This window comes from Mycobacterium sp. (assembly GCF_036488105.1).
Lineage (GTDB): Bacteria > Actinomycetota > Actinomycetes > Mycobacteriales > Mycobacteriaceae > Mycobacterium.
The window spans coordinates 1-24,262 of sequence record NZ_DASXHW010000419.1; the positions used below are offsets into that span (position 1 = coordinate 1).

Consider the following 24,262-nt stretch of genomic DNA (forward strand, 5'->3'; position numbering starts at 1 on the left):
GCAGAAGAAGGCTCAGGAGCAGGCGCGTAAGGATGCGTCGGCGCAGTCTCCGCAGGCGAAGTCTGATGCGGCGTTTGAGGCGCAGTTGCAGCATATGGGGTATTCGCCGGCCACTCGGGCGCGGTTGGAAGCTCAGCATAAAGCGCAGCAGGAGCAGGACAAGAAGCGTCAGGCCAGTAAGGATGATGCGCAGCGCAAGGCGATGGAGAAGACTGGGTTCAGGACCGATCCGAACAACCCTGAGTCTCCGCATAATCAGCGTAAGGATCAGTTGGAGGCTGGGCGTGCTGTCCTCAAGGACAACGCGAAGAGCCTGGTCAATGATGGTTTGACGTCGCAGGATCCGGCGGCGGTGCTCCGACGTCAAACGGGTCAGCCTGGTGCTGTTGGTGATGCTCAGCAGCAGCGTTCGATGAACGAGCAGGGCAAGGCCATGGGCGGGAGTATCACCCAGGGCATGACTGACGGCATCAACAAGGGGGCCAATAGTCCGGCGGATGCGGCCGGCAAGATGGCCGGCGCGGTACTCAATCAACCCAAAAAGAAGCTGGGCATTAAGTCCCCGTCGTCTGAGTTCCACGATGTCGGCGACAACTGTATGCGCGGTTGGTCGGATGGTGTTCGTGGTGGTCGTGGCCGGTTGGATAAAGAGTGGGACGACGTTGACCACGACATGCGCGACCGCATGGGCAAGTGGGGCAACATGTTCGGCAGCCTCGGCGCCAGCGCGGGCGGCGGCGGAGGGGGCGGCGGTGGCGGTGGAGGCGGCGGAGGCGGCGGCGGCGGAATGGTCACCCCGTGGAACGCGCATACCGCCGACCGTTGGGGGCCGCCACCATCAGGTGACGGCCATTTCGAAGACCCCAACACGATGACCCAGGCCGAACTAAAGCGGGCCGCTGCGAAGCGTAATGCGCAGATCGAGCGGGACTCAAAGGCGGCGTACCAGGCGCACCTCCAGGCTCTTGCGATGGGGCAGCCAGCCGCCGAGGCTGCTTTCACCCCGAACGTTCAAGGCCACATGTACAAGGGTGTTTACGGTAATACGGTCAACGGCGTCAGTCAGGGTTTTAACAAGGATGGCTCAGCCCAGTACAACCCGTATGTCGATGCGATGGTGGGCGGTTTCGGGTCGGCCGTAACGACCGCGTCGAATGGTGTCAAGTCGATTGCCAGTAGCTCTGGTTTGCAGGTGGGGTTGGAGTGGGGTCGCAGTGTTCTGACCGGCGTGGATTCGGTGATCACGGCGGCTAACTTCACGCAGGCAGCAATCCCGCAGATCGGTAGCGCGTTGGCGAAGACCGCTCTCGGCCAGTTGGGTTTGTTGGGTGTAGCCGGCTCGGGTGCGTCATTGCCGAACGTACCGGCGGTGACGCTTGGTTCTGGCACCCCCGCGGCACCGCAGCCTGTTCACGTGCATGTCTATCTGGATGGGCAGCCAATCGACGACAAGGTCGCCACGCAGATCGACTCGGCCGTGAACGCCATCGCGGATTCGTACAACCGCCAGCGCGGCTAAACACCTGATCAAGCGCCTAGCCCCTGCGAGTCGGGGGCTAGGCGCCACCCATTTCTGCCTAAATTTCATAGTGAAAGGGGGTGACTCGGTGGCGCTTCTTGTTACGACGATCCGGCCGAACTCCACCTCCCAGTTGGGAACCGTGGCGACCCTAGTCGGGGCTGCTTCTGCATCTGCGGCTCTCGCCGACAACGTTGACACCTCCTACATCCAGTTTGCGAGCCGCTGCCGGCTGGATTCGCAGGTCGTCCGGGTGGGGTTTCCGACGCCGACAATCCCGGCAGGCGCGAAGGTTTATTCGGTGACGTTGCGCCGCCGCATCTTGTCCGTTGTTGCGGGGGCGGATATCCCGGTTTGTCACCATTGGTTTCGTTCCCGCACGGGCATCATTCAGGTGGCCGGGCAGTCCCTGGAGATCGACAAAACTCCTTTCGATTCGGACTGCCCCACCTCTCCGTCTGCGGCTACGTGGGTGGAGGAGAACCTCGGAACGTTCACGACCGGTCCAGGTGGCCAGGTGTGGGATCCGACGACGAACCTCAATGGGTTCACCTACGACATGGGGCGCGGCGACGACTCCACCACTTCTCTCCTGAAGGTGTCGGCGGTCTATCTCGATGTTACCTACCAGCAGGCCTCGAGCGTCACCGTCACGGCCCCCACGGGGACTGTGACGACTACTCGGCCGACGGTGACGTGGACGTATTCGTCTCCGGATTCGCAGCCACAGCAGGCATCTCAGACGGCCATATACACCGCAGCGCAGGTGGCTGCTGTCGGCTTCACCCCGTTCGTGACAGCCCCCCTTCAGCAGTCTGGAGTTGTCCTGGGCGAGGGTTTGCAGTGGACGCTGACCAGCGACATCACTGATGGTGGTTACTCGGCGTACGTGCAGGCCACGTCGCGGTGGGCTGGTTCGGGGGACTTCAACACTGTCCCCGCCTCAACCTCTTGGACACGCGCAGCATCAGCGGCCACGCCGCCCACCGCAGCTGTGTTGTCGTCGGCAGTGTTCGACTCCGCCAACAACAGAGTCGCCGTCACTTTCACCCCCGGGGGCTCGTCGCCGGCCACCACAGCGTTCACGGTGCAGGCCAGCCGTGATGGTGGTGTGACTTGGCTATTGCCGGACGGCTCGCCGTCCATCCCGAGCCTCACGTTGCTGCCAGCGAACGGGTTGTTGCCGGTTACCGGCTGGGATTATGTGGCGCCAATCAACGTGACTTCCCAGTACCGCGTTATTGCCTACGGGCAGTCGCCGTTGGTGGCGGCTACATCGCCCTCGAACGTGCTGTCTGTAACGCCGACCGGTAACCAGTTTTGGCTGAAGCACCCCACGAACCCGCTACTGAACACGGTGCTGCCGGTATCTGCGCCGAAGACTTCTGATGCTGGCATTAAGGTCGTCAAGCGGCGCATGCAGGGCACCTTTCAGCCTTTGGGCGGTGCCGGTTCGACGACGTTGCCGTTCATTGTGGATGGCCCAAACTACGGCGACGAATACTCCCTTGAACTGATTTTCATTGACGGCGACTCGAACTATCCGATGACCCTGTGGTCTGCGGTTGACCAGTTGGACCGCACGGGGGTCACGCTGCTGCTTCAGAAGCCGGATGGGGGCCAGCTGTGGGTGTCTACAGGGCCGGGGGCGTCGGGGCAGGACACCGAAGAGGATTACAACGCCCGACCTGGTGATCCGACCACCGTTCAGTGGCGCCGTCGAAAACTGGTGATGACCCAGACGTTGACGCCGAGCTTTTTCTAGCCCCGGGGGGACTCGCATGCAGGGCCGCTCTTCGCAGTTTGACGAGACTGTCAGCAAACCCCACCGCGCTGTTCCTCGCTGCGACGTTATCCAAGATGGCAAAGTCGTAGCGCAGCTTGCTATTCACACTGGGGCGGTCACGGCGGATCGCACTGCTGCGCAGATGCGCAGTTTCGAAGTCGAACTCGCCGACCCAGCCGGGACGCTGACTCCTGAGGGCATGAGTTCGATGCTTGCCCCGTTCGGCACCCGGATGCAGCTCTATCGGGGCGTGCGGATCAGCAGCGTCGATGTTCAGTCCGTGTTCTACGGGAGTGCGGCTTCGTGGGTGCCGTCCGGCAGTTCGACCGGGGTTTTGTGCAGCACCCTGATTGACCCTTCAGACGGGTCTCTTACTTTGGGGCCCGCACCCGCTGCGGACCTCTTTCCGCCGTCCAGCTTGTATCCGTCGTCGACGCTGTACCCCTACTAGGGGGGCTTCGTTCGCACAGTAAGGATTGCCCATGGCGAGTCCGCTTGCAAACACGTATGCCAAGGGTCGATTCGTCGAGAAGTGTATGTTTCCGCTGGGGACGGACAACATCCTAGTTGTTCCATTGCAAAGCACTGGCATCCCGACGGATAACATCATGCGCAACTGCCAGACCCTCGCGGCAATATTCACTGCTGGTGGGGTTGAGGCGACTTTTACGAATTACACTCGCAGAGTGTTAGCCGCAGCCGATATTACTATCACCTACGATTTGGTAACGAACTTCCGGCCAACGGTGTCGTTCGCTACGCAGGTGTGGGCCGCTGCTGGTGGGGCGATAAACAACACCCTTGCGGCAATTGTGCTTGCCTATCGGCCGACGTCCGGCACTGCGGACTCGGGCTGTCTCCCCCTGGCTGTGATGGGCTACTCCGGCACAACTACGGGCGGTGCATTGACGGCGGTTCTTGGCACCCTTACGGACACCTAAGCCATGCCGGCGAAACTGCAGTTTTTCGATATGTCAGTTAGCGTTACGCCCCCGGCATATGGTGTGCCAGTTCCCGTCACGACCGGACCGAACTTTGAGGCCAATGATATTCGCCTGTTTCTCCAGTTCTGCACAATACAGGGGTCCAGCCTGGACTATACGGTCACGCCGCCGGGGTACACCACGTTCGGCACCCCAACAACTGGTGGCAGGATGTGCTACCGGCGGATGGTGGCAGGCGATACCGACACGTTCGTACAATACACTAACCCAACTCCGTTTAACTCGGCATTCGGATACCTGTTAGCCACAGTAAGAGGGGTTGCGCCTTCTACCGCGCCAACCAATCCGACCCCGACAGGTAACAACCTAATCCTGCCTGCGACGTCTATCACCGGCGGCTCGATAAGCGGCTATACGTTCTCAGCACCGGTCGGTGCAGCTTTGATATGGCTCATCAACTGGGTTGGCAACACGGCCAACACAACTGGCACTACATGGGGCGCCCCCACAGGGTGGACGAATCTGGTTGCCACTGATGGCTCTGGTGCCACGTACACGCCGTTCGGCGCCCAAATCTCTTCAGCGCTGTTTGCTCTAGCGTTCAGCTCGGCTGGGACGACTCCTGCATATTCCGTCCAATATGGTGCCGAGGAGAACGCCCAGGCCAAGCTCTTCCCCGTGGCACTGACGGCCGCCGCAGATGTGTCGGCCACTGCGGGCAGCATAACGGCTACGTCGGCCGTCACGTCTGCAACGTTCTCCACCTCGACGGCGGTAACACTCTCCACTGGGAGTGTTTCAACGGTCTCTTCTGTGACCACGGCATTCAATCCACTACAGGGCTATTGGGTGAGCGACCAGTTGACGCTTACTGGGGCGCCGGTGACCGGGTCCGTTGTGCGCTGGGCCTCCAGAACCCCAGTGGGGACGACGTGCGTCATCGAAACGTCGATCAATAATGGGGCCAGCTGGGACTTGGCGACGAACAACCGCGCGATACCGCGGCTCTTCGAGGGTGACATCGCCACTCAAGCCGTTATTGCCCGGGTCACCTTGACTCGTAGTGGGGCGTCGGATCCGCCGCCTCGGGTGTTGTCGCTTGAGTTGCAGGTGTCGTCGGATTCTGGTGTTGACGAGTTGGTGGCAATCGGCCACGGCATGATCGACAAGGTCACGGTGAAGGCCGTCGGCGGCACCACCGGTTCGGGTTCGTCTACGAGCGTGGCGACGTCCACGGGTGTTGTTAGTCGTGGTGGCGGACAGACCGGGTCCGGCACTTCTATCAAGGTGCACGTCACGGATCTGTCGCTGGCCATCAAGCGCAACATTTGGCCAATGCCATACACGGTGCCGGGTGGCCTCAACTACGGCGACGCCGTAATGGCCATGGTCAAAGACCGGTTGCCGTCGCAAACGGACTTCTCGATCGCATCAACCACAGCAGTTCTGCCCGAAATTGTGGTGTACGGCCTCAAGCAGGGCGGTGACCCGTGGCAGGACATCCAGGATTTGGCGACCGCGATCGGGTTCGAGGCGTTCTTCGATCCGCGCGGGGTGTTCACGTTCCGCCCAGTGCCGGATCCGCGTCAGGGCATCCCGGTGTGGACGTTCGACGAGGGCTCCAACCCGGTTGTTGTCGAAGCCTCACGGGAACTATCGGATGAGCAAACTTTCAACCACATCATCGTTGAGGGCCAGTCGACGTCGTCGTCGAACCCGGTGACGGCGGAAGCGTTCGACAACGACCCGTCTTCGCAAACGTACATCTTGGGCGATTACGGCGAGGTTACGCAGCGTCTGACGTTCCCGCTGGTGATTACGCAGGATCAGGCTCAGGCCACCGCCAACGCGCTATTGTTCAACTCTTTAGGTGCAGCGGACACGGTGACAATTACGTGTGTGCCGATGCCGGCGTTGGAGCCGGGCGACATTGTGAAGATCGTGTGTTCTGAAGTGAAAGCTAACGGGACCTACATGATTAACTCGATGACGACTTCCCTTAGCCCCGCTGATCCACAGCAGTTGGTGTGTTTCCGCCAGTCGACCAACACATAAGGAGGGGCGGCGATGGGATCCTCATTCGACCGACTGGCCCGCAACTTAAAAAGCGGGGGCACCCCATCGTGGCTACCACGCGCACCGCAAATGTCGCTACACCAAGGCACCGTGAATGCCGTTGACCTGTTCAACGGCATCGTGAGCTTTCAGTTCAACGACCCATCCGGTTTGGTTTTGCCGGGGGTGCGGTTCATGCAGTCGTACTCCGCCACTAATCATCCCGCTGTTGGGCACGTGGTGTGGGCCCAGCACTTCGGTACTGACCTCATCGTGTTGGGCCAGCACCACGTGCCCAACAACATTGTCATCCCATGACCGTGACGCGCTGAGGAGGTGGCGTCTGTGATTACGCGCAACCCATCCGGGGCGGTCCGCGACGACATCACCGTCCCCCAAGGGGCCGCATGGACACGCACCTGGGCCATCACCGACGCCCAAGGCGCCCCCCTCAATGTGGACGGCTGGTCAGTGCGGGCGCAAATCCGTTACAGCCACAACGACCTTGTCTTCTTCGAATGGAACACCGCCGGTGGTGTTAGAATCGGCACCGTTTCCGCGTCGGGAACCGAGGTGACTGTCCGCCTGTCCGGGGTGGAGTCCTCCGCGTGGAAGTTCGTCGAAGCGGTTTATGACGTCGTGCTGAGCAGCCCGGGTGGGGTTGCCACGCGGATCGTTGAAGGGAAACTCGCGCTGTCCCCGTCGATCACCCACAGCTAAATTCCACAGCGCGAACAGAGAGGGCCCGGTGGAGAAGTCCACCGGGCCCTCTCTCGTTTGCCCCCACTCTCCCGCCTCTAACGGAAAGGAACACACATGCCAACCGTTTCTTTAGGCAACCCGAACCCCATATTCAACGGGCAACCATCCAACGACCCCGACGCAATCACCAAAGTCGTCATCCCCGACGGCAGATCCCTCGACAGCGCCCTCCGCGACATCATCCACACCGACGGCCTGTGGCGACTACACAGCACCAACCCCCCCACGTGGGTCGAATCCGATGATCCCGAACTCGCCGAAGCAATCGCCAAACACTTCGGATGCCCGGTCGGGCGCCCGACCGCCAAGCAGGATGATGAAGGGCGAACCAAGTGAAGACTGACATTGGCCAGGGCAAGCAGGCCCTCCAGTTGGCGGGCGGCGGCCTCGCCGGTTATGTAAGCACCGGCAGCATCACCTACGCCGCAACAACGGTCACCCCAGGAACCTCACCGGCGTGGACCGTGAGCACTTCCACCAACTTCGGCGCCACGAACGTGTGGACCGGATACGTCGTCGTTGCCGGACAGACGTACGGGGTTATTACGTCTAACACCGCAACGGCGCTCACGATCGACAAGTGGTACAACCCGGCGAACCCCACCGGCGCGGCGGCGACAACCCCCACTACGGGCAGCCAGTCGTTCATCATCGTCCCAGGCAACGCGTCCGTGTTCTACATGGCACTGACCAACACCGGCAGCTTCACTCCGGTACACGGCGACACGTCACTGTCCGGAGAGCAGACCTCCAACGGCCTGTCACGCCAAGCCGCCACCTTCGCCCACACCTTCTCCACCAGCAGCACAAACAACACCTACACGTTGACCAGCACCTGGACCTACACCGGCAGCTCACCAGTCACCCTCACCGGAATCGGCACCTTCGACTCCGCCACCTCCTCTACAGGGGTCATGTTCCACGAAACCGCCCTGTCATCCAGTGCCACCGTCTCCGCAAACGGAGATCAACTTACGGTTACCCAGACGGTGACCATGTGATTCGTCTTGGTCTCACGTTCATGTGAGTGACAGTGCATTGGATTACGAAGTTTGATGCCCCGGTCACTGTTGATTGATGTGGAAGGTGGCCGGGGCTGATGGCGATCACGTTCGGCTCGGTCGGCTCCTACCCGGCGTCTCCGTTCACTAACGCTGTGGCTACTACCATGGCGGTGCCCTACCCCTCGGGCATCGTGGCCGGTGACCCGCTGATTCTATACGCGGCGGACGCCAATAATGGCATCTTCACGACACCCAGCGGTTGGGCTTCAGCGGCCTCGGCAGCCGCCGTCGGTGGGAACTCGTTATGGTGTTCGGTGTTCACTAAAGCAGCAACCGGGTCTGAGACTGGCTCCCTGACGGTTACGTCTTCAGGTTCAGCTGCGCTGGTCGGGGCGATTGTTCGTTATACGGGGGCAGCTGCGTCACCGTTTGGTGCCGTGGTTAGCGCCGCTAGTGGAGCTACGGCGGATACCGTTTCGTCGTCAGTCACCTCAGGTGTTTTGAGCCCCGCGCCCGGGGTGTCAGACTTGGTGGTGCGCTGCTACTTGTATGGTTCAAGCAACTCGGGTACTGGCGGTACATTGTCTAATCCCGGTGGAACATGGGCCACTCGCCTGAACATTGTTGGTCAAACCTCAGGTGGAACGTGGAACGCGGGCCTTGTGATCGCGGATAAAGTTTCAGGTACTGATAATCAAACTGTGACATCCAGCCCTTTGGGTGGCTGGATGATCGCCGATGTGACGATCACAGCTCCCGCGACTCTGTCTCCGCCGTATCCGGGCCTGTTGGTGTCTCGTCTTCGCCCCTACTTCGGTTAGGCAACAAACATGGCCATGCAGACCGCGCAGTTCAACGGTGTTGCCATCACCGCACAACAGGACTTGTTTCAGCTGGTGCCGCCGTCGACCAAGTATGTGAAGTTGTACATGGTGAAGTTGACGCAGACCACTGAGGTTGGGGACGCACAGGAGGAGAACCTCAGCATCCTGTTTAAGCGGGGGCAGACGACGACGGGGGCTGGCGGATCGACGCCGGCGATTGTGCCGTTGTCCGGTCAGGACGCTGTTGGTACGACGGTGGTCCTGGCGAACAACACCACGAAGGCGTCGGCCGGCACGATCGTCACCTTCGACTCGGACGTCTGGTATGAGCGGTCCCCGTACCTGTGGCTCCCCGTGCCCGAGGCGAGGCCGATCATCAGCGCCAGTGTGCGCATGACCATCGAGCTCGCCACCACACCGGCAGATTCGATCACCGCTAACGGGTTCATTCTGTTCGAAGAGTTGGGATAACCGATGCCGGGTACCTACAGCCAGTACCCGCCATCGAACATCCCGTACCAGACGGCGGCACGCCAACGGCGGGTACCGCCGTCGCGGAATGCGTGGGGCATCGTCGCCGACACCGCGTCCGGGTCGGATTCCGTTAGCCGTATTCTTTTTGAGGCCCGGGCGGTGTCTGCTTCGGCGTCCGCATCGGATTCTGTTGGGTGTAAGGTGGTGGGATCCCGCTCGGTTGCCGACTCCGCCACCGCGTCGGGTGCCGCTAACCGTGCGCAGTTCCGGACGGTCACGGAAGGTCTGCTTACCCCCGACGTAGGTTTGTACCCGTCTTTGGGATTGCTCCCGAATGGGACGGGGTCGGACAGTGTCCGCTCTGCGCTGGTCTTTACCCGCACTGTGGCTGGCACAGCCTCAGGGGCGGACACCGTCAGCCGTGGCGCGCGGATCTCCACTCGCAGTGTTTCGGCCACCGCCTTGGGGGCGGACAGCCTTGTCCGGAACCTGGTTGGTGCTCGGGTTGTCGCCGATACCGCATCGGCGTCTGCGGGCGCCCCCGTCATCCCCCGCAACTACGTTCTCAACGACACCGCAGCCGCGTCAGATGCGATCAGCGGTACGTTCGTCGGATTGGAAGCGGTTTCCGATGCGGCGGGAGCGCTGGATTCGGCAACCCCGGCGCCTCTGGGCTTGGTCCGTAGTGTTTCGGATTCTGCGTTGGGGCAGGAATCATCCACCACGTTGGTTGTGGATTCTGCGGTCGCATCGGATTCCGCTGGTCGCAGCGTTACGCTGTCCCAGTTGGTTGATGATGTTGCGACAGCGGATGATGTCGCGTTCGAGTCGGCCCCGCAGGGGTTTTCTCGGTCTGTTTCGGACTCTGCCGCAGCTGTGGCGGCGATTACCAAGATAAAGAACCGCAGGGTAGTTGCCAACACGGCAACTGCGGGCGACGCTCTGACATGCCGGATAGTCGAGCATCGGACCGTGCCGGACTCCGGGGCCGCCTCGGACGTGGCGGCTCGAACGATGATTCGACCCGTTGCCGATTCGGCGTCGGGTTCGGATAGTGCCCAGCGTGCGGCGTTGGTTTCCGCCCGCACTGTGGCGGATAGCGCGCTGGCCACAGAGTCAGACACCCGGTCGTTGGTGTTGCCGCGCTCGCCCGCAGACACGGCGGCGGCGTCTGACACGATCGGCCGTGCGAATGTTCAGTCACGCACCGTCTCGGATGGCGCCACCGCTGTAGATGCTGCGGGCCGCGCCACGCAAGGCCTCTCTCGCACGGTGGCGGATGCTGCCGCGCTCGCGGATGGCATTGTCCGGGCCTTCGTCGCGCCCCGTCAGGTCGCTGACTTGGCGGTAGCCGCAGACGTAGTCGGTCGGGCCGCATTCAGCCCGGCCCGCAATGTTTCAGATACGGCGACTGGGCCGGATGCGGCGAGCCGCATAGCGGTTCTGCTCCGCAACTCGGTGGATAGTGCGGCGGCTACAGATACCACAAGCCAGGCGGCACACAGTTTCACCCGTGGTGCGGCCGATATTGCCGCCGCGGTGGACACGGCGAGCCGGGGGGCCCTAAGTCTCAGCCGCACTATCTCTGACGCCGCGGCGTCAGGGGACGCGGCAGGCCGTCAGGCCGTTGAAACTCGGAACCCGACGGACACGGCTCTCGCCGTGGATGTTGCGGGCCGCGCTGTGCGACTCTCCACGCGCACCGTGACGGATTCCGCATTGGCAACGGATTCGGCCTCACGAGGCGGCCCGTCCGACCGCACTGTTGCGAACAGCGCCTCAGCTGCGGATGCGGCTGTCCGGGCGCCTCTGGGCTTCAGTCGTACGGTCACGGAGTATGTCCTTCTCCCCAGTGGGAGTTTGTACCCATCTCCGGGGCTTTATCTTGATTCGGCACCCCCGGATGCTGTCAGTCGGACAGCGGTTGGCAATCGGGCCGCCAGTGCCACGGCCGCCGCTTCGGATGTGGTCAGTCGCGCTACCGTTTTCGTGCGTGGCGTTGCGGACAGTGCTGCCGCCGCCGATGCCGTCAGCGGTAGGGACGTTGAGGCCCGCGCTGCGGCGGACGCCGCTGCTGCTACCGATGTAGTCGGTCGGACACCCCTGGGCTTTAGTCGCCCCATTTTCGACATTGCGACAGCGGCGGACGTCGCCACTCGTCAAACCGTCGAAACTCGTGGCGCATTGGATGTGGCTTCAGGGTCGGACGGTGCTGGCCGTGCCGCCCAGGTGTTGGCCCGCGCTGCGGCGGACGCCGCTGCTGCTACCGATGTAGTCGCCCACATTGAGACGTTTGCCCGCACTGCCGCGGACAGCGCCACGACGGTTGCCGCGGTTTCCGCCCAGGCCGTTTCGCAACGTGGCCTACCAGATGCGGCGGCGGCGGCGGACAGCGCCAACAGATCACTGCTCGCCACTCGGGGCGTTGCAGATGACGCCGATTCCGTGGACGCCGTGGGTGCAGCCATCCGTGCGGCCACGTTCGAACACGTCAACGATGCGGCAACGAGCTCCGACGCGATCACAAGGGTCGTAACTCAGCTCCGCGCCCGCACCGATGCGGCCACCGCCACAGACGCCATCGGGCAAGCGGTAATTGATGCTCGAGGTATCGCAGACGGTGCGCCGGCGGTCGACGGCATCATCAGGCTCGCGGTGCTCAGGCAGGCTGCCGTCGATACGACGTCAGCTGTCGACTTCGTCGTCCGAATCTGGTCCGCATCGCGCGCGGTGTCAGACTCTGCGGCGGGAACCGACAGCGCTGCTACAGCCCTTATCGGTGGGCACATTCGCACGGCCGCCGACTCTGCACTTGGAGTCGACACAGCTGGGCCACCATCGAATCAGGCTTCTCGGACTGTTGACGATGACACTTTTGCGGTGGACGCAGTGGCCCGGTCGCGGAGGATCCTTCGCGTTCTGACCGATCCAGCGGCTGTTGCTGATGCGGTCGCACGTGTGGCGGCCTTCAGCCGCACGGTTGCCGACACCGCTGCGGCTAGAGATCAGTGGCCGTCTCCACTGGCCACTGATGTCGGCGTGACGGCCTACCTGGCGATGGCCGCCAACCTCGGTGTCACGCTGCCAGCCGCCTTGGCCGGGCTGGGCTTCACCGCCCCGGAGGCGATGGCGGCAGGTTCGGGCGTCAGCCACTAATCCCGTCGCCCCGCTTCACGAGTTTGCGCCTGCATTCTTGCCGTTTTTTACGGGAGGTTATTCCGTGTCGTACACGCTACCCAGCTGGCAGAACAGCCCATCCACTGACTCGCCTTTGAGTGCGGCGAACCTGTTGGAACTCAACACGGCGGTCAACGACCTTGATACGCGGGTCAGCGCCAAGGTGGACAAGGCGACCCTTCTGGCGAACGTCAAGGACTACGGCGCTGTCGGGGACGGCAGCACCGATGACACGACCGCGATCCAGGCGGCCATTAACGCTAAGGGTGCGGTGTATTTACCGCCCGGCACCTACCAGGTGACTTCGACACTGAGTGTGCCGTCTGGGATGGCCCAACAGTTCTCAATGGTTGGGGAGAACGCAGTTGGGGTCACCATCAATTACACTGGGTCTGGCGTGTTCCTGAAGATGGACCCGTCCACAACGCCCGGGGTGAGTACAAGACGCGAATATTGGAAACTGGCATCGCTTTACATCGTTGGCCCCGGCTCGGGCGTTTCCGGCACCATCGGGCTTCTCCTTAACAATGCTCTGCTGGGCTCTATCTCCGACGTGTATGTCTCCGCCTTCGAGACTGGCGTCAAGTTCGATGGCCTTCAGCTGGTGAACGATACGGCGTGCTACTACAACACGGCCACCAACTTGGTGGTGTCCTCGTGTGAGATTGGGATCCTCTTCACCGGGCAGGCGAACAGTAACAATCTGTTCGGCGGTCGCGCCGGCGAGTGCACCATCGGCATCCAGGTTGACTCGAACACCAACCACATCAACGCCCACGGCGTTGACGTTGAGTCGAGCGCTACCTACGGGCTTAACCTAGCAGGGTACGGTTGCCAGTTCTTGGGGTGCCGCCACGAAAACCCGTCCGCTACCGCCGAGGTGCGGTTCGATGATTCTGGCGGTGCCCAGCACGGCACCAAGAACACTGTTATTGGATATTGGCAAACCACCGATCCGGAAGCGTTCATCATCTGGGACGCCCACCGCGACAACACCGTGATCTGGCCCGGGATGCTGAATCTCGGCAACAGCGATGCCACGTCCGCACCGGCGTTGCTCACCATGTCCCGCTCCGTCGGAGCCGATGGGCTGCCGATGGTCGACTTAACCGACATTTACGCGAACTCTGGCGTCCCGATTGGTGTCCGCTACCGGCAAACTCGCCTCGGCAAGGCGCTGTTGATGCAGACGTTGCTGTCCGACGGCGTCACCTATCAGGACACGTGGTCGTTCAGTAACGATACGTCCAATGGGAACCCCATCCTGCATGCCGGGTTTGGTCAGGACACGCGCACTCTAAACCAGGTGCAATGGGGCAGCAGTTCACCCCAAAGCGCCGTCACCGGACGCGTGGGGGATCTGTTTCTGCGTCACGACGGTAGCGCCAGCGCGACTCTGTACGTGAAGGAGTCGGGCACTGACACAAATACCGGGTGGGCCGCATACGCCCCCACCGCATCGCCGACGTTCACTGGTGGGGCGACGTTCTCTGGGGCCGTGGCGAACACGCCAGTCACACTGACGTTCGCCAGCACGCTCGCCACAAACGCGGCACTCGGGAACTACTTCCGCACTACCGCCACCAGCAGCTTCACGATGGGGGTCCCAACCAATCCCGTCGATGGACAGGTGGCGACATGGGAGTTTCTGTCTAGCGGTGGCAGCTGGACCGTCACTGCCGGCACCGGCTTCTCGCTCGGCGGCTTCACGGGCGCCCTGTCCGGCACCGGCAAGCGGGACTTCCTGACGGCCGTCTACAACTCGTCGACGACCAAGTGGTACATCACCCAGTTCGCCAAGAACTACTAGCCGGCACGCGTGATTCCGCGAGTGATTCCCGTCGTGATTCACGACGGGATTTTTGCGGGAACCCCGCGCCTCACCACCCCTGGCGGGAACGTGAATCGCGGGGTTCCCGCAGCTCAACGTAGTGCGACGGAAGGAGTCCCGCATGTCCCGTTGGTGGTCTCTTAGGGATATCCCCCGGAAACACTACGGTCGGCGACGCATGCTCCTCGGGCTGATCGGGCTGATCTGGTTAGTGATCGGGTGGGGGTTCTCCAACAGCCCCCCCAAGCAGTTCGGGCACCTCCCCAGCCTCCTCGACGAAGTACTAGCCGACCACCGCTCCGCCCTCCTATGGGCGCTCTGCGGGCTCACCGGCATCACCGCCGCCGTCCTGCCCCGCAGACACATTGACGCCTACGGGTTCAACGCCCTCCTCCTACCCCCACTCATCTGGACAGTGCTGTCCGCCTGCTCCTGGGCCATCTTCGTCATCACCAGGGGCGAGTTCGGCAACCCCCGCAGCTGGGTGTCAGCAGTCATCTGGTCGGCAGCCGTAACCGTCCTCCTCATCACCTCCGGCTGGCCCGACCCGGACGACAACCCCGCCAAGGAGTAACGGTGTCTTCCACATGGGTCACCATCCTGTCCCTCATCGGCGGGGTTCTCACCTCCGTCATCGGCTACTTCGGGGTTCGCCTCACCCAACGCCAAGCCACCAAAGCACAACGCGCCACCATCGCACTCGAGCAATCCAAGATTGATGCGCAGGCGTACACCGAGGCCCGTATGACATGGGACGCGCTGATCAAAGATCTGCGGAACCAGGTCAAAGACCAGCGCCGCGACCTCGCCGACCTGAACAGCCGCCTCGAAGACCTCGAGCAAAAACGCTCCGGGGACCGCGTCGCTATCCATGTCCTCACGGTCTATGCGCGGCAACTCCTCAAGGTCATCAACGCGGCCGATCTGACACCTCCCCCACCGCCCAAGGGCCTGGACCTCGAGGGATGAACCTTCCCGACAAGCTGATCGTGGCGATGCTGATCCGCGACCCCGAAAAATGCGAACGGCTACTCCGCAAACACAAGCCCATCAAGAACGAGTGCCGCCAGTGCCACATCGTGGCCACCCCTGAGACACCGTGCAGGCCCCTTCGCCTTGCTCGCGTAGCGGCCTTCCGGATGGAGCAGGCGAACAAATGTTCGAGTAGAATGGACAGTAAGGACCCCGGCGCCAGCTGAAGACTGGCCCGGGGCGTGGACGACCGTGAAGGGGTCGACGTGAGTAATGGTATCTGCTCCATCGAGGACTGCGACAGGCCGTACGAAGCGCACGGCTGGTGCAGCCTGCACTACGCGCGTGTGCGGAAGCACGGCAGCACCAACCTCCCCGCCAAGGTCTCTGCCAGGGGCACCTGCTCCGTGGCCGATTGCAACCGACCACACCGCGCACACGGGCGTTGCGACATGCATGACCAGCGCTGGCGCAAGCGCGGCACTACTGATGCGAGACCGCCCGCCGTGCCCGCCCGCATGCGCACCTGCTCCGTAGCGACGTGCGACCGGCCCGTCAACGGTCGCGGATGGTGCGTGTCACACCTCCAGCGCTGGCGCAAGCACGGCGACATATTGGCAGATGTCCCGATCAGGGCGTCTAACCTAGGCGAGCGAGACTGCTTGGTTGACGACTGCCACCAACGCGCCAAGTCGCGCGGCTGGTGCATCAAGCACTACGCGCGCTGGAGAGCAACCGGAGACCCGCTTCTACTTAAGCGTCCAGTGAGCACTCCCGTCAAATGTTCAGACGGCGGCTGTGACGATGCGGCCCGTGGTCGCCACGGCATGTGCAAGTGGCACTACCAACAGCAGCGGTGGGAGCAGAAGCGCTACGCGGGCCGCGAGGTCCCGAGCCTTCCCGGTGAGCGGTGGCTTCCAGCCTCCGGCTACGAGGGCGTGTACGACGTCAGCGACCACGGTCGGGTGCGGCGCCTCAACCGCCTAGGCCAACCGCGCAGGCTAATGAGCGTCTTCCTCAACAACGGCCGCGTGCTCGTAAACCTGACGATGAACGGCAAAACACGCCTCAAGCAAGTGTCGGTCCTCGTCGCCGAGGCTTTCATCGGCACGCGGCCAGAGGGCATGTGGTGCTGCCACAACAACGGTGATGCCACTAACAACCGGCCCGAAAACTTACGCTGGGATACCCCCAGCGCCAACTACCACGACATGGCGCGGCACGGAACCGATCCGAACCGGAATCGCACTCACTGCTCGCGCCTCCACCTGCTCACGGCGCCCAACTTGCGAAAGACCGCCGCTGAGAGGGGGCGTCGTTCCTGCCTTGCTTGCGGTCGCACACACGTCGCCGCAAGCGCCCGCCGCCGACGCGGCCTTCCTCCTCTGAACTTTCGAGAGGAGGCCGACCGGCGCTACGCCGAAATCATGGGAGTGAAGCCCGATGGAGGAAGTTTGTGATGCATGGCGCCATGATGCGCTGGGGTGGCTCCCGCATACCCCCGGGGTAGATGACACCCCCATGGCCGCAGTAGCGCCGGTGGCTGCTCCGCGCGCCGCGAACGCGCTTGGAGTCGACGTCAGCGCGCACCAGGGCGTGGTGAACTGGCCCGCAGTAGCGGCCAGCGGTCGGGATTTTGTATACATTAAGGCAACCGAAGGCGTTGGGTACATCAACCCCGACCTAGATGTGCAATACCAAGGTGCAGTAGCGGCTGGCCTTAAGGTCGGACTTTACGCGTTCGCGGACACTGCGGCGACCGCTGCCGCAAATGCCGCTTTCTTTGCTGCGCAGGTCAACCGACTAGGCGCGGTAGCCGGACACCTTCCTCCCTGCCTAGATCTTGAGACGGGGACCGGGAACCTGTCTCAGTGGGCCCAGCAGTTCATTGCCGAGCTGCGCGCTAAGACGGGGTGCCTCAGGGTCATGCTGTACAGCGGCGCATCCTTTTTTGCCAATCAAATTGGCGAACAATGGATGGACCAGAACATCGCGCTTTGGATAGCCAGCTGGGGAACAGCACCCGGCAAGCCTTCCTACGGCAGTCCTCGCACAGCCCTACACCAGTATTCCTCGTCCGGCCAGGTCCAGGGCGTGGCCGGTGCCGTAGACCTTAACTGGGCTATCTGGGACCTGGCGACATTAATCCCTTCGGAGGCGCCTCCCGTGACCACTACTCCCCCGGCAGCAACCACTGCTAGCGGGTTGAACGCGGACCAGGCGGCGCAGCTTCTGGCGGCGTACCAGCAACTGTCCGGCTCAGCAATCATGGGCGCCTGGACGGGCTGGCCGACGTGGCCAGGTGGCACCAACGAGTCGCTGACATTGGTCGACTATGCGAGAAGGGCCAACGTCCAACTGGTTGCCCTGAAGGCTTCGGTAGATGCATTGAAGACGCAAGCCGCTATCACGCCTGGCGTGCCGTCCGCTTTGTCTGACGCCGACATTTCGAAGATCGCCGCAGCTGTTGCGGGGATGCTCGCGTCGAAGCTGTCCAAGCCATGACTCGCCCTCGGGACCGTTCGGATTTGATTTGGTCGGCGTGGTTGGGGTCTTCGTTGGTGGCGTTCGCGGTGATTGAGGCGATCGCTTACCGCTCTTGCCGGTTCGAAACCTTGAGCCGCTCGCTCCGTCGTTGGTTTGGGATCCATCCCGCCAACCGCAGGCACCACGTGTCACTCCTCATCTACCTCGGTTTCTGGCTTGGGCTTTTGGTTCACCTGGAGACGCTTGACCAGGAACCACACCTCAAATTCCCGCGAAGGGGCACCCGATGCTGACTGGTCCGATTGAGTCCAAAGTGCAGGCGTCGTCCCTGTGGACGCTTGGCGCATCCGTGGGCATCGCGGTGCTGAACGCCGTTGCCGCTAACTCCTCCCTCCTCGGCGGCCTCCCCGCCCTGGCGCAGTTCGCAATCCTGGCGGCGATCCCGCCGGCCCTGACGTTCTTCGCCGGCTATGTGGCCCCGTCTACTCCGCGCCCGGATCTGTACAACTATGCGGGGCCGGCCCAGCCGTGGTTGCCGGAGCCGCCGCTGTCTCCTGAACCGCCGCCCGCTCCGATGCCGCCGGCGTTCCACGACCAGGGGTACAGCGACCAGCCGTACTCGTCCGCCCAGTACGAGCAGCCCAGCTACAACGCTGAGTTCAACATGCGCGGTCGCCACCGCGCCTGACCCGGTCCCGTCTGCTAACTCAATAGGGGGATCGGTTGATTACGATCGACGCTGGCTGGGGCGCTATGGCGACTGGCTTGTTGGCTGTTGCGGCGATCGTTGTGGCGTTGGTTGCGTCGGCCCGGGTGAAGTGGCTGACGAAAACGTTCGGCGTGGGTTCGGTGTATGGGATTCACCGCACGTTGGGGTTGTTGGCGGTTGGCACGGTTGGACTGCACATCCTGTTTGTTTTGGATGAGTCGTGGTCGAATGTGTGGTTGTTGTTTCCGTGGTCCGGCACAAGCGCATCTAAGGCTGCGGACGTGTCAACGGTTGCGCTGACCGTGTTGATTGGGTCGGCGATGTGGCGTCAGCGCCGCAACTACGACCAGTGGCGGCGCATCCACCTCATTTTGGCGGGTGTGGTGACAACGGGTGCAGCGTTGCACGTGTTCTGGCTGGACCACCTGATCGCGGATCCGATGTCGCGGGCCTGGTTTGTTGGGGTTGCTTCGTTGGCTTTGGCGGGGGGTTTGTACCGGCGGGTGTGGAGTCCTCTGCGTAACAGCACGTACCAGGTGGTGCGGGTGCACCCGGAGTCTCCGTCGGTGTCGACGGTGACGTTGGCGCCACGTGGGGGGCGGCACCGGCCGAATAAGCGGGGCGCCCATTTTGCTCCGGGCCAGTTTGGTTGGTTGCGGTTCAACCGTCGTGCGGCTTCGGCGGATCATCCGTATTCGTTTTCGTCGTCGGCGCATGATGCGCATCAGGTGCAGGTGACGGTTCGCCGCGGTGGGGTGTTCACGGAGTCTTTGGTTTCGTCGCAGCCTGGGCGGCCGGTGTGGATTGATGGCCCTCATGGCGGGTTCACCCCGCCTAGTAGCGCGATTGGTTTGGTGTTGATCGCGGCGGGGGTTGGCATTACCCCGATGATGTCGATTTTGCGGACGTGCGCGGACCGCCGTGATAGGCGCCCGATTCGTCTAATTCAGGCGGCGGAGTCTCCGCAGGAGTTGTTGTTCGACGCCGAGATTGACGAGTTGGCGCAGGTGTTGAACTTGGAGGTCACGCAGGTTGTGACCCGGCCGCACCCGGAGTGGCGGGGTTTGACGGGGCGCATTGACTTGATGTTGTTGCACCGGGTTTTGCCGGGGCCGCCGATGCGCGGAATTTTGAGCTACTTCCTCTGTGGACCGCCGTCGATGGTGACGGACACGTCCGCAGCTTTGACCCTGGCCGGTGTCCCACCGCGCCGTATCAATTCCGAAAAATTCTTGATGCCGACGCCGAAGGGAAAACGCGGTGCGCAACATGCTCGCCAAACTAGTGATGACGCTGGCCCTCGTGGGCCTCGTCCTCGGCCTGAACGTAGAGGCAGCGTGGGCCGACCAGCCGACACAGCCCCAATCCCGACCTACCGCCCCGACGGCACTCCTGGCCGCCGTGAACCCGAACTGCACCCTCGTCGTCCCACCCAATCCCCTGTCCGCTGGGGGGTTGGGAACCCCGTACGAGCTGACCGCAACGGACCGCCGCCAAGGCCCATGCCACGAGGCGAACCCGGCGCAGTCGGCTTTCGTGGAGGCAACGATCCTCGACCCGGCCACCGGTCAGGTCACGATCTACCGCCCGTTGGTCATTGACCGTGGTACGCGCCCGGCGATCCAAACGGTGGTGCCGACCGTTCCGGCCGGCGCTGTCGTTGGTCTGTGGTTTGGATTCCAGGGCAACACGCTGACGTTGGCGCACGGCTACGGCTGTGTAAACGGCCTATTCGGTAGCCCGTTCGGGCAGTTCGCCTATTGCAACGCCCCGGCGTTCTTCAAGGCCGCGCACGCAGCTGTTGCCGCCGGCCTGTTGCAGGTACCCCCGCTGGGTACGGGTAACGACGGGCTGCCGTGCCCCAGTACCCGCGACTTCTCTGTGGTTGATCAGGACCAGTCCGACAACGTTCTCACCCGCTACGTAGCGCTTGGGGACGGTCAGACCGGCCAGGACACTGGCGCGCTGCCGCCCGGGGCAACGTTCCTCACCAACGGGTCGGACAACGGGCTCTTGACGAACTTCGTGGCCCCGGCGTTGGGTTGTACCTCGTTCACGGCGCCCGACCAGACCGCTGGCGGTCGCGTCTCCACCTCTCTCGCGCTGAACGAGTTGCAGGCCGAGGCGCAGGGGGCGCCGGTTGCGCTGGTGCCGCCGAACGATCCGATGGCGCTGTTCAACAATCGGTTCTCATTCCCGAAAATGAACCTGTACCGGCTGGGCGTTAACCAGCCGCCCGCGTTCCAAACCATTGATGCTGCCTACTACTGTCAGAACTTGCTGGCGGTCGCCCCGGCCCGGTTGATCGCGGACCGCACTTTCGAGGTCGGCAAGCCGTCCCCCGATATCGCGATGGCACCAGATCTAGCGACTTTTCTCCAGGTGCGGTTTGCGGCCACCTTGGTCAACCTTCACTGCCCGACTGGCACGCCCCCCGGCCAGAACAACAACCGGGGGAACTTCTTCGGCCCCCAACGCAACTATGGGGACACCCTTGGTGACGGCTCCGGCGATTACATGGGTGGTGGGAACTGATGGGCTACCGAGGACGCCACAGGGCCCCCGGCCGACTAGTGGTTAATGCTGCCCGGATCGCCGTGGGCGGTTTGGCGTTGGCCGAAATCACCGGCGGCCTGCCCGCTATCCCGGCACACGCTGAGCCTGTCACTGCGTCTGTGGTGCCAGCCGCATACAGCACTGTGCAGCCGGTGATGAGCCGCCACCGCCATCCGCATAAGCACCATCCTGCGCATCACGCTAAGGCGCCCGTTCGGGCCGCCGTCCAGGCTGCGGCGCCCGCTGGGCGACAGGTAGCGCCCGTCGCCGTTGTGCAACAGGCGACATTCGAAACGGCGGACCTTGTGGAGACCCTGGACCAGCAGCAGCTGTTCGACCACTACACCGTGCAGCCCGGCGACACGCTGACGCACATTGCTGCTGCGTATGGGATCCCCTGGGAGGCGCTATATGCCCTGAACACCGACCAGGTGGCCCACCCGGATTCCATCTGGCCAGGCCTGCAACTCCGCCTACCTGCCTAACACCACCCCAACTGCAAGGAAGGCACCACAATCATGAAGCGCACTATCGCTGCCCTGGCCCTCGTTGTTGCGGCCAGCGCCGCATCCCTCGGCCTGTCCGGCACCGCCTTTGCCGCCACCGCGGCCGACTGCACCAACGCCATGGCCCTGTCGGCGACCGCGCAGGTCAACTACACCAACGCTTTGAACGTCGTCGTTGCCCGGGCGAAGGAGCTCGGCTTCACCGCCGCGAACATCTCCACCGCCGAGGGCATCCTCGCCCAGGGCAACATCACCGCCGCACAGCAGGCCAGCCTCATGCAGCTGTACTCCGAGCACGCCAGCATGCTGTCCCTGGTCAGCGACCTGCCGAAGATCAAGGCTGTGCTGGACACCCGCCTGACCCTGAATGCGGCTATCGCGGCCCAGGGCATTGCGTGTGCGGGCATGACTGTCCCGGCCCCGGCCGTTGTTACCCCGGCCCCGGCGCCGCTGGTTCTCACCCCCGCCATGCCGGTCACCCCGGCGTGTCCGACCGCGTCAATGACCGTCCCGGCGGTGCCTTGCCTCGCCCCGGCTACCGGGAATGGCGACAACGGCCGCTAACCATCAACTGTCCGATTGTCTACAACTCTCGAGGTGGGAGATCTCGCCGTGTCCGCTTCACCCATCTCAATCCCTAGGCAGGTGCCGTGAACTGGCGGGCCATCCTCGCGGGTGGCCTGTCAGTCGGAGCGATTGCTGTTGTGGGCATCGCCGTTGCGGGGTCGCCGGCGTCGCCTTCACCGGCGCCGGCGGCGGTCTCGGCCAGCGTGTCCGCCACCCCCTCGGTCGCCGCACCGGTCAGCGTGTCGGCCGATCCGACGACCACAGCGTCGATCCCTGCGCCGACCTCCGCCCCGGCTGCTCAACCAGCGGGGGCGCCGCAGGTGGCGCTGCCCACTTCGGTGAGCATCCCGGCGATCAAGGCCATGTCCACGCTCATTCCGCTGGGCGTGAATCCGGACCTGACAGTGCAGGTTCCGGACGTCCGCCACCCCGAACAAGCGTCATGGTTTGACTTGGGCGTACGACCTGGCGAGATCGGGTCAGCGGTGCTGCTTGGCCACGTTGACGGTGGGGGTCAGCTTGGCGTGTTCAACAAGCTCGGGACACTGAACCTCGGCGACATCATCAGCGTTGGACGAGCCGACGGATCGACAGTCAACTTCGCTGTCTACAAGGTGACAACCGTACCGAAGACAGCCTTCCCGAGCGAGATGTTCTACGGCCCCACCGCCGCACCTGAGTTGCATTTAGCAACTTGCGGCGGGGTCCTCGATCGCGTTCACCATAACTACCTGAGCTCGGTCCTGGTGTACGCCAAGCTCGCAAGCTGATCGGGGGCGGCGCCATGAACGCCGTCGACAAACGCCTGCTTCGACGGTTGCTCTTGTGGATGGCGCCGCTCGCCGCAGCGGGTGGGGTTTGGGCTGGGCTCGTCTACCCGGCGCCCACAGTGTTCCAAATGCCAGGGGATCCGGTGGTCTCCTCGGTTGTTCCAGCGTCTGTACCGGTCGCCACCTCGGTTCCAACGCCGGAGCCGCAGGTGGTGACTGAGACGCCTGCGCCGGTGACTGTGACGGCTACGCCAGACCCAGTCCCGTGGCTCACGGTGACGCCCGATCCACCTCCTCCGGTGACGGTTGTGCAGACCCCGCCACCGGTCACGGTCGTGGAGACACCTGCGCCCGTAACGGTCACGCAGACCCCCGCGCCTTTGCCGCCGCCCAGCATCACATCACCGCCAATGGTTCCGACAATGCCGGACGTTGCACCCTTGTTCGAGCTGAACACCCAGCCGCCGGTGCCGTTGATGACGAGCCCGCCCATAGTGTCCGCGCCGTGACTGGCGTGTACCGCAGGGGTTGGTTCCGGCGCTACTTCGCTGTGTGTCCGCACTGCGGGTACATGGTGGGTCGGGGTTGGACTAGGCGGGGAACAAGACTGGAGCTGGACCGCCACACCGCTGTGTGTAGGCGGCGCCGCTCCGCTAGGTGAACTGGCTCCTTCGGGCGACGTTCGGGAGACGCCCCGAGGTTGAGCCGGTTCTGAGGGTGGCCCTCCGTCGTCTCGCAGCCTGCCCCTCGCGTGGCGGCTCGGCGGCGGGGGGCCACCGTCGTACGCATGTTGTGCAACCCCGTTTTTGACGATGGCAGACCGGTGGGTCGTCGCTTACCATGAGCCTGAAGGTGAGAACTTCAGCCTCATCTTTAACGTGCGTTACGCCGAATGGTTGAAGACTGGACGGTCGCTGGCTGTTTGGGTAACGATGCTCAGGTCTGTGACGACGTTCACAACGCAAGCCCCTCCACCCCTGGAATGGATCAAGGAGCCCAGACCTTGCGTCTCTTGATCTAAGTAATGGGCTACCCCGACAGCACGCAGGCCGCTAAGCAAGGCGCAGTCGGGGTAGCGATTAATTCTACCGATCGGTAGGGGACCCGGTCTATAAGGCCTCTATCCGTGGCGCCCACCTCCAACCGAGTGGGTGAGCCGACCTCCGGAGAATGGGCATTCTCCCCAGCGTAGGGGCCTCTTCGTTATCTCACGCTTAAGTTCTTGACAGCTAGCACATATCTTTCTGGCCGCCTTAACGGGCTGACCCGAATTTGTCTCACTTTGAAACAAGAAGCCCGGCGCGTCCGTTTGATAAGCG

At 63.0% G+C, this 24,262-nt stretch carries 23 protein-coding genes and 1 pseudogene; 22 read left to right on the forward strand and 2 right to left on the reverse strand.

Going from position 1 to position 24,262, the window contains the following annotated elements; all coding sequences use genetic code 11:
- The 10 genes from VGH54_RS22025 to VGH54_RS22070 form a co-directional block, all read left to right on the forward strand.
- Positions 1-1,519 (forward strand): hypothetical protein (locus VGH54_RS22025; RefSeq protein WP_331514221.1); only part of this gene is annotated, 1,519 nt, incomplete at its 5' end.
- 88 nt (positions 1,520-1,607) lie between these two features.
- Positions 1,608-3,284, forward strand: a complete 1,677-nt coding sequence (locus VGH54_RS22030; protein ID WP_331514222.1) for a hypothetical protein — start codon at positions 1,608-1,610, stop codon at positions 3,282-3,284.
- Between the two features lie 163 nt (positions 3,285-3,447).
- Complete coding sequence (locus tag VGH54_RS22035; RefSeq protein ID WP_331514223.1) at positions 3,448-3,756, forward strand: hypothetical protein; 309 nt, start codon at positions 3,448-3,450, stop codon at positions 3,754-3,756.
- 31 nt (positions 3,757-3,787) lie between these two features.
- Positions 3,788-4,246 (forward strand): hypothetical protein, encoded by a 459-nt coding sequence (locus tag VGH54_RS22040; protein WP_331514224.1) that lies wholly within the window; start codon positions 3,788-3,790, stop codon positions 4,244-4,246.
- Between the two features lie 3 nt (positions 4,247-4,249).
- Positions 4,250-6,304, forward strand: a complete 2,055-nt coding sequence (locus tag VGH54_RS22045) for a phage tail protein (protein ID WP_331514225.1) — start codon at positions 4,250-4,252, stop codon at positions 6,302-6,304.
- A gap of 111 nt (positions 6,305-6,415) precedes the next feature.
- Entirely contained in the window at positions 6,416-6,622 is a 207-nt protein-coding gene (locus tag VGH54_RS22050; protein WP_331514226.1) for a hypothetical protein, read from the forward strand.
- Positions 6,623-6,649: 27 nt separating this feature from the next.
- Complete coding sequence (locus VGH54_RS22055; protein WP_331514228.1) at positions 6,650-7,024, forward strand: hypothetical protein; 375 nt, start codon at positions 6,650-6,652, stop codon at positions 7,022-7,024.
- A 96-nt stretch (positions 7,025-7,120) separates the two neighbouring features.
- Positions 7,121-7,402, forward strand: a complete 282-nt coding sequence (locus VGH54_RS22060) for a hypothetical protein (protein WP_331514229.1) — start codon at positions 7,121-7,123, stop codon at positions 7,400-7,402.
- The gene (locus VGH54_RS22065; protein WP_331514230.1) at positions 7,399-8,067 is read left to right on the forward strand and encodes a hypothetical protein; all 669 of its coding nucleotides are present in this window, start codon (positions 7,399-7,401) and stop codon (positions 8,065-8,067) included. The genes VGH54_RS22060 and VGH54_RS22065 overlap by 4 nt, the downstream gene beginning before the upstream one ends.
- Before the next feature lie 833 nt (positions 8,068-8,900).
- Positions 8,901-9,365 carry a hypothetical protein gene (locus VGH54_RS22070; protein ID WP_331514231.1) on the forward strand — a complete coding sequence of 155 codons (465 nt, stop codon included), beginning with the start codon at positions 8,901-8,903 and terminating at the stop codon, positions 9,363-9,365.
- Between the two features lie 14 nt (positions 9,366-9,379).
- On the opposite strand, the gene VGH54_RS22075 is transcribed toward VGH54_RS22070, so the two are convergent.
- Positions 9,380-9,646, reverse strand: coding sequence for a hypothetical protein (locus tag VGH54_RS22075; protein ID WP_331514232.1), 267 nt, complete (start codon positions 9,644-9,646; stop codon positions 9,380-9,382).
- A gap of 1,912 nt (positions 9,647-11,558) precedes the next feature.
- Here VGH54_RS22075 and VGH54_RS22080 point away from each other — a divergent pair.
- From VGH54_RS22080 to VGH54_RS22130, 12 genes and pseudogenes are all read left to right on the forward strand, one after another.
- The gene (locus tag VGH54_RS22080) at positions 11,559-12,524 is read left to right on the forward strand and encodes a hypothetical protein (protein WP_331514233.1); all 966 of its coding nucleotides are present in this window, start codon (positions 11,559-11,561) and stop codon (positions 12,522-12,524) included.
- 64 nt (positions 12,525-12,588) lie between these two features.
- Positions 12,589-14,355 (forward strand): glycosyl hydrolase family 28-related protein, encoded by a 1,767-nt coding sequence (locus VGH54_RS22085; RefSeq protein WP_331514234.1) that lies wholly within the window; start codon positions 12,589-12,591, stop codon positions 14,353-14,355.
- Between the two features lie 142 nt (positions 14,356-14,497).
- Positions 14,498-14,950, forward strand: coding sequence for a hypothetical protein (locus VGH54_RS22090; protein WP_331514235.1), 453 nt, complete (start codon positions 14,498-14,500; stop codon positions 14,948-14,950).
- 2 nt (positions 14,951-14,952) lie between these two features.
- On the forward strand, positions 14,953-15,345 hold the full coding sequence (locus VGH54_RS22095) for a hypothetical protein (RefSeq protein WP_331514236.1): 393 nt from the start codon (positions 14,953-14,955) through the stop codon (positions 15,343-15,345).
- A 767-nt stretch (positions 15,346-16,112) separates the two neighbouring features.
- The gene (locus tag VGH54_RS22100) at positions 16,113-16,808 is read left to right on the forward strand and encodes an NUMOD4 motif-containing HNH endonuclease (RefSeq protein ID WP_331514237.1); all 696 of its coding nucleotides are present in this window, start codon (positions 16,113-16,115) and stop codon (positions 16,806-16,808) included.
- 61 nt (positions 16,809-16,869) lie between these two features.
- On the forward strand, positions 16,870-17,853 hold the full coding sequence (locus VGH54_RS22105) for a glycoside hydrolase family 25 protein (RefSeq protein WP_331514238.1): 984 nt from the start codon (positions 16,870-16,872) through the stop codon (positions 17,851-17,853).
- A gap of 268 nt (positions 17,854-18,121) precedes the next feature.
- Positions 18,122-18,523, forward strand: coding sequence for a hypothetical protein (locus tag VGH54_RS22110; RefSeq protein WP_331514239.1), 402 nt, complete (start codon positions 18,122-18,124; stop codon positions 18,521-18,523).
- A gap of 65 nt (positions 18,524-18,588) precedes the next feature.
- Positions 18,589-19,707, forward strand: a pseudogene (locus tag VGH54_RS30070) (ferric reductase-like transmembrane domain-containing protein); the annotation flags it as partial.
- A gap of 106 nt (positions 19,708-19,813) precedes the next feature.
- Positions 19,814-21,079, forward strand: coding sequence for a hypothetical protein (locus VGH54_RS22115; RefSeq protein WP_331514240.1), 1,266 nt, complete (start codon positions 19,814-19,816; stop codon positions 21,077-21,079).
- On the forward strand, positions 21,079-21,585 hold the full coding sequence (locus tag VGH54_RS22120) for a LysM domain-containing protein (RefSeq protein WP_331514241.1): 507 nt from the start codon (positions 21,079-21,081) through the stop codon (positions 21,583-21,585). Before VGH54_RS22115 ends, VGH54_RS22120 begins: the two co-directional genes overlap by 1 nt.
- 33 nt (positions 21,586-21,618) lie before the next feature.
- Positions 21,619-22,170 carry a hypothetical protein gene (locus VGH54_RS22125; RefSeq protein WP_331514242.1) on the forward strand — a complete coding sequence of 184 codons (552 nt, stop codon included), beginning with the start codon at positions 21,619-21,621 and terminating at the stop codon, positions 22,168-22,170.
- 86 nt (positions 22,171-22,256) lie between these two features.
- Positions 22,257-22,943: a sortase domain-bontaining protein gene (locus VGH54_RS22130; protein WP_331514243.1), complete on the forward strand. Its 687-nt coding sequence runs from the start codon at positions 22,257-22,259 to the stop codon at positions 22,941-22,943.
- Between the two features lie 103 nt (positions 22,944-23,046).
- On the opposite strand, the gene VGH54_RS22135 is transcribed toward VGH54_RS22130, so the two are convergent.
- Positions 23,047-23,436 (reverse strand): hypothetical protein, encoded by a 390-nt coding sequence (locus VGH54_RS22135; protein WP_331514244.1) that lies wholly within the window; start codon positions 23,434-23,436, stop codon positions 23,047-23,049.
- Between the last annotated feature and the right edge of the window lie 826 nt (positions 23,437-24,262).

Bases quoted from the DNA above. Each gene is read 5' to 3' on its own strand.
- VGH54_RS22070 (WP_331514231.1), top strand. From the start codon at position 8,901: ATGGCCATGCAGACCGCGCAGTTCAACGGTGTTGCCATCACCGCACAA.
- VGH54_RS22120 (WP_331514241.1), top strand. From the start codon at position 21,079: ATGGGCTACCGAGGACGCCACAGGGCCCCCGGCCGACTAGTGGTTAAT.
- VGH54_RS22035 (WP_331514223.1), top strand. From the start codon at position 3,448: ATGCGCAGTTTCGAAGTCGAACTCGCCGACCCAGCCGGGACGCTGACT.
- VGH54_RS22040 (WP_331514224.1), top strand. From the start codon at position 3,788: ATGGCGAGTCCGCTTGCAAACACGTATGCCAAGGGTCGATTCGTCGAG.
- VGH54_RS22090 (WP_331514235.1), top strand. From the start codon at position 14,498: ATGTCCCGTTGGTGGTCTCTTAGGGATATCCCCCGGAAACACTACGGT.
- VGH54_RS22115 (WP_331514240.1), top strand. From the start codon at position 19,814: ATGCTCGCCAAACTAGTGATGACGCTGGCCCTCGTGGGCCTCGTCCTC.
- VGH54_RS22105 (WP_331514238.1), top strand. From the start codon at position 16,870: ATGGCCGCAGTAGCGCCGGTGGCTGCTCCGCGCGCCGCGAACGCGCTT.
- VGH54_RS22060 (WP_331514229.1), top strand. From the start codon at position 7,121: ATGCCAACCGTTTCTTTAGGCAACCCGAACCCCATATTCAACGGGCAA.
- VGH54_RS22110 (WP_331514239.1), top strand. From the start codon at position 18,122: ATGCTGACTGGTCCGATTGAGTCCAAAGTGCAGGCGTCGTCCCTGTGG.
- VGH54_RS22125 (WP_331514242.1), top strand. From the start codon at position 21,619: ATGAAGCGCACTATCGCTGCCCTGGCCCTCGTTGTTGCGGCCAGCGCC.
- VGH54_RS22045 (WP_331514225.1), top strand. From the start codon at position 4,250: ATGCCGGCGAAACTGCAGTTTTTCGATATGTCAGTTAGCGTTACGCCC.
- VGH54_RS22135 (WP_331514244.1), bottom strand. From the start codon at position 23,436: ATGGGCGGGCTCGTCATCAACGGCACCGGCGGCTGGGTGTTCAGCTCG.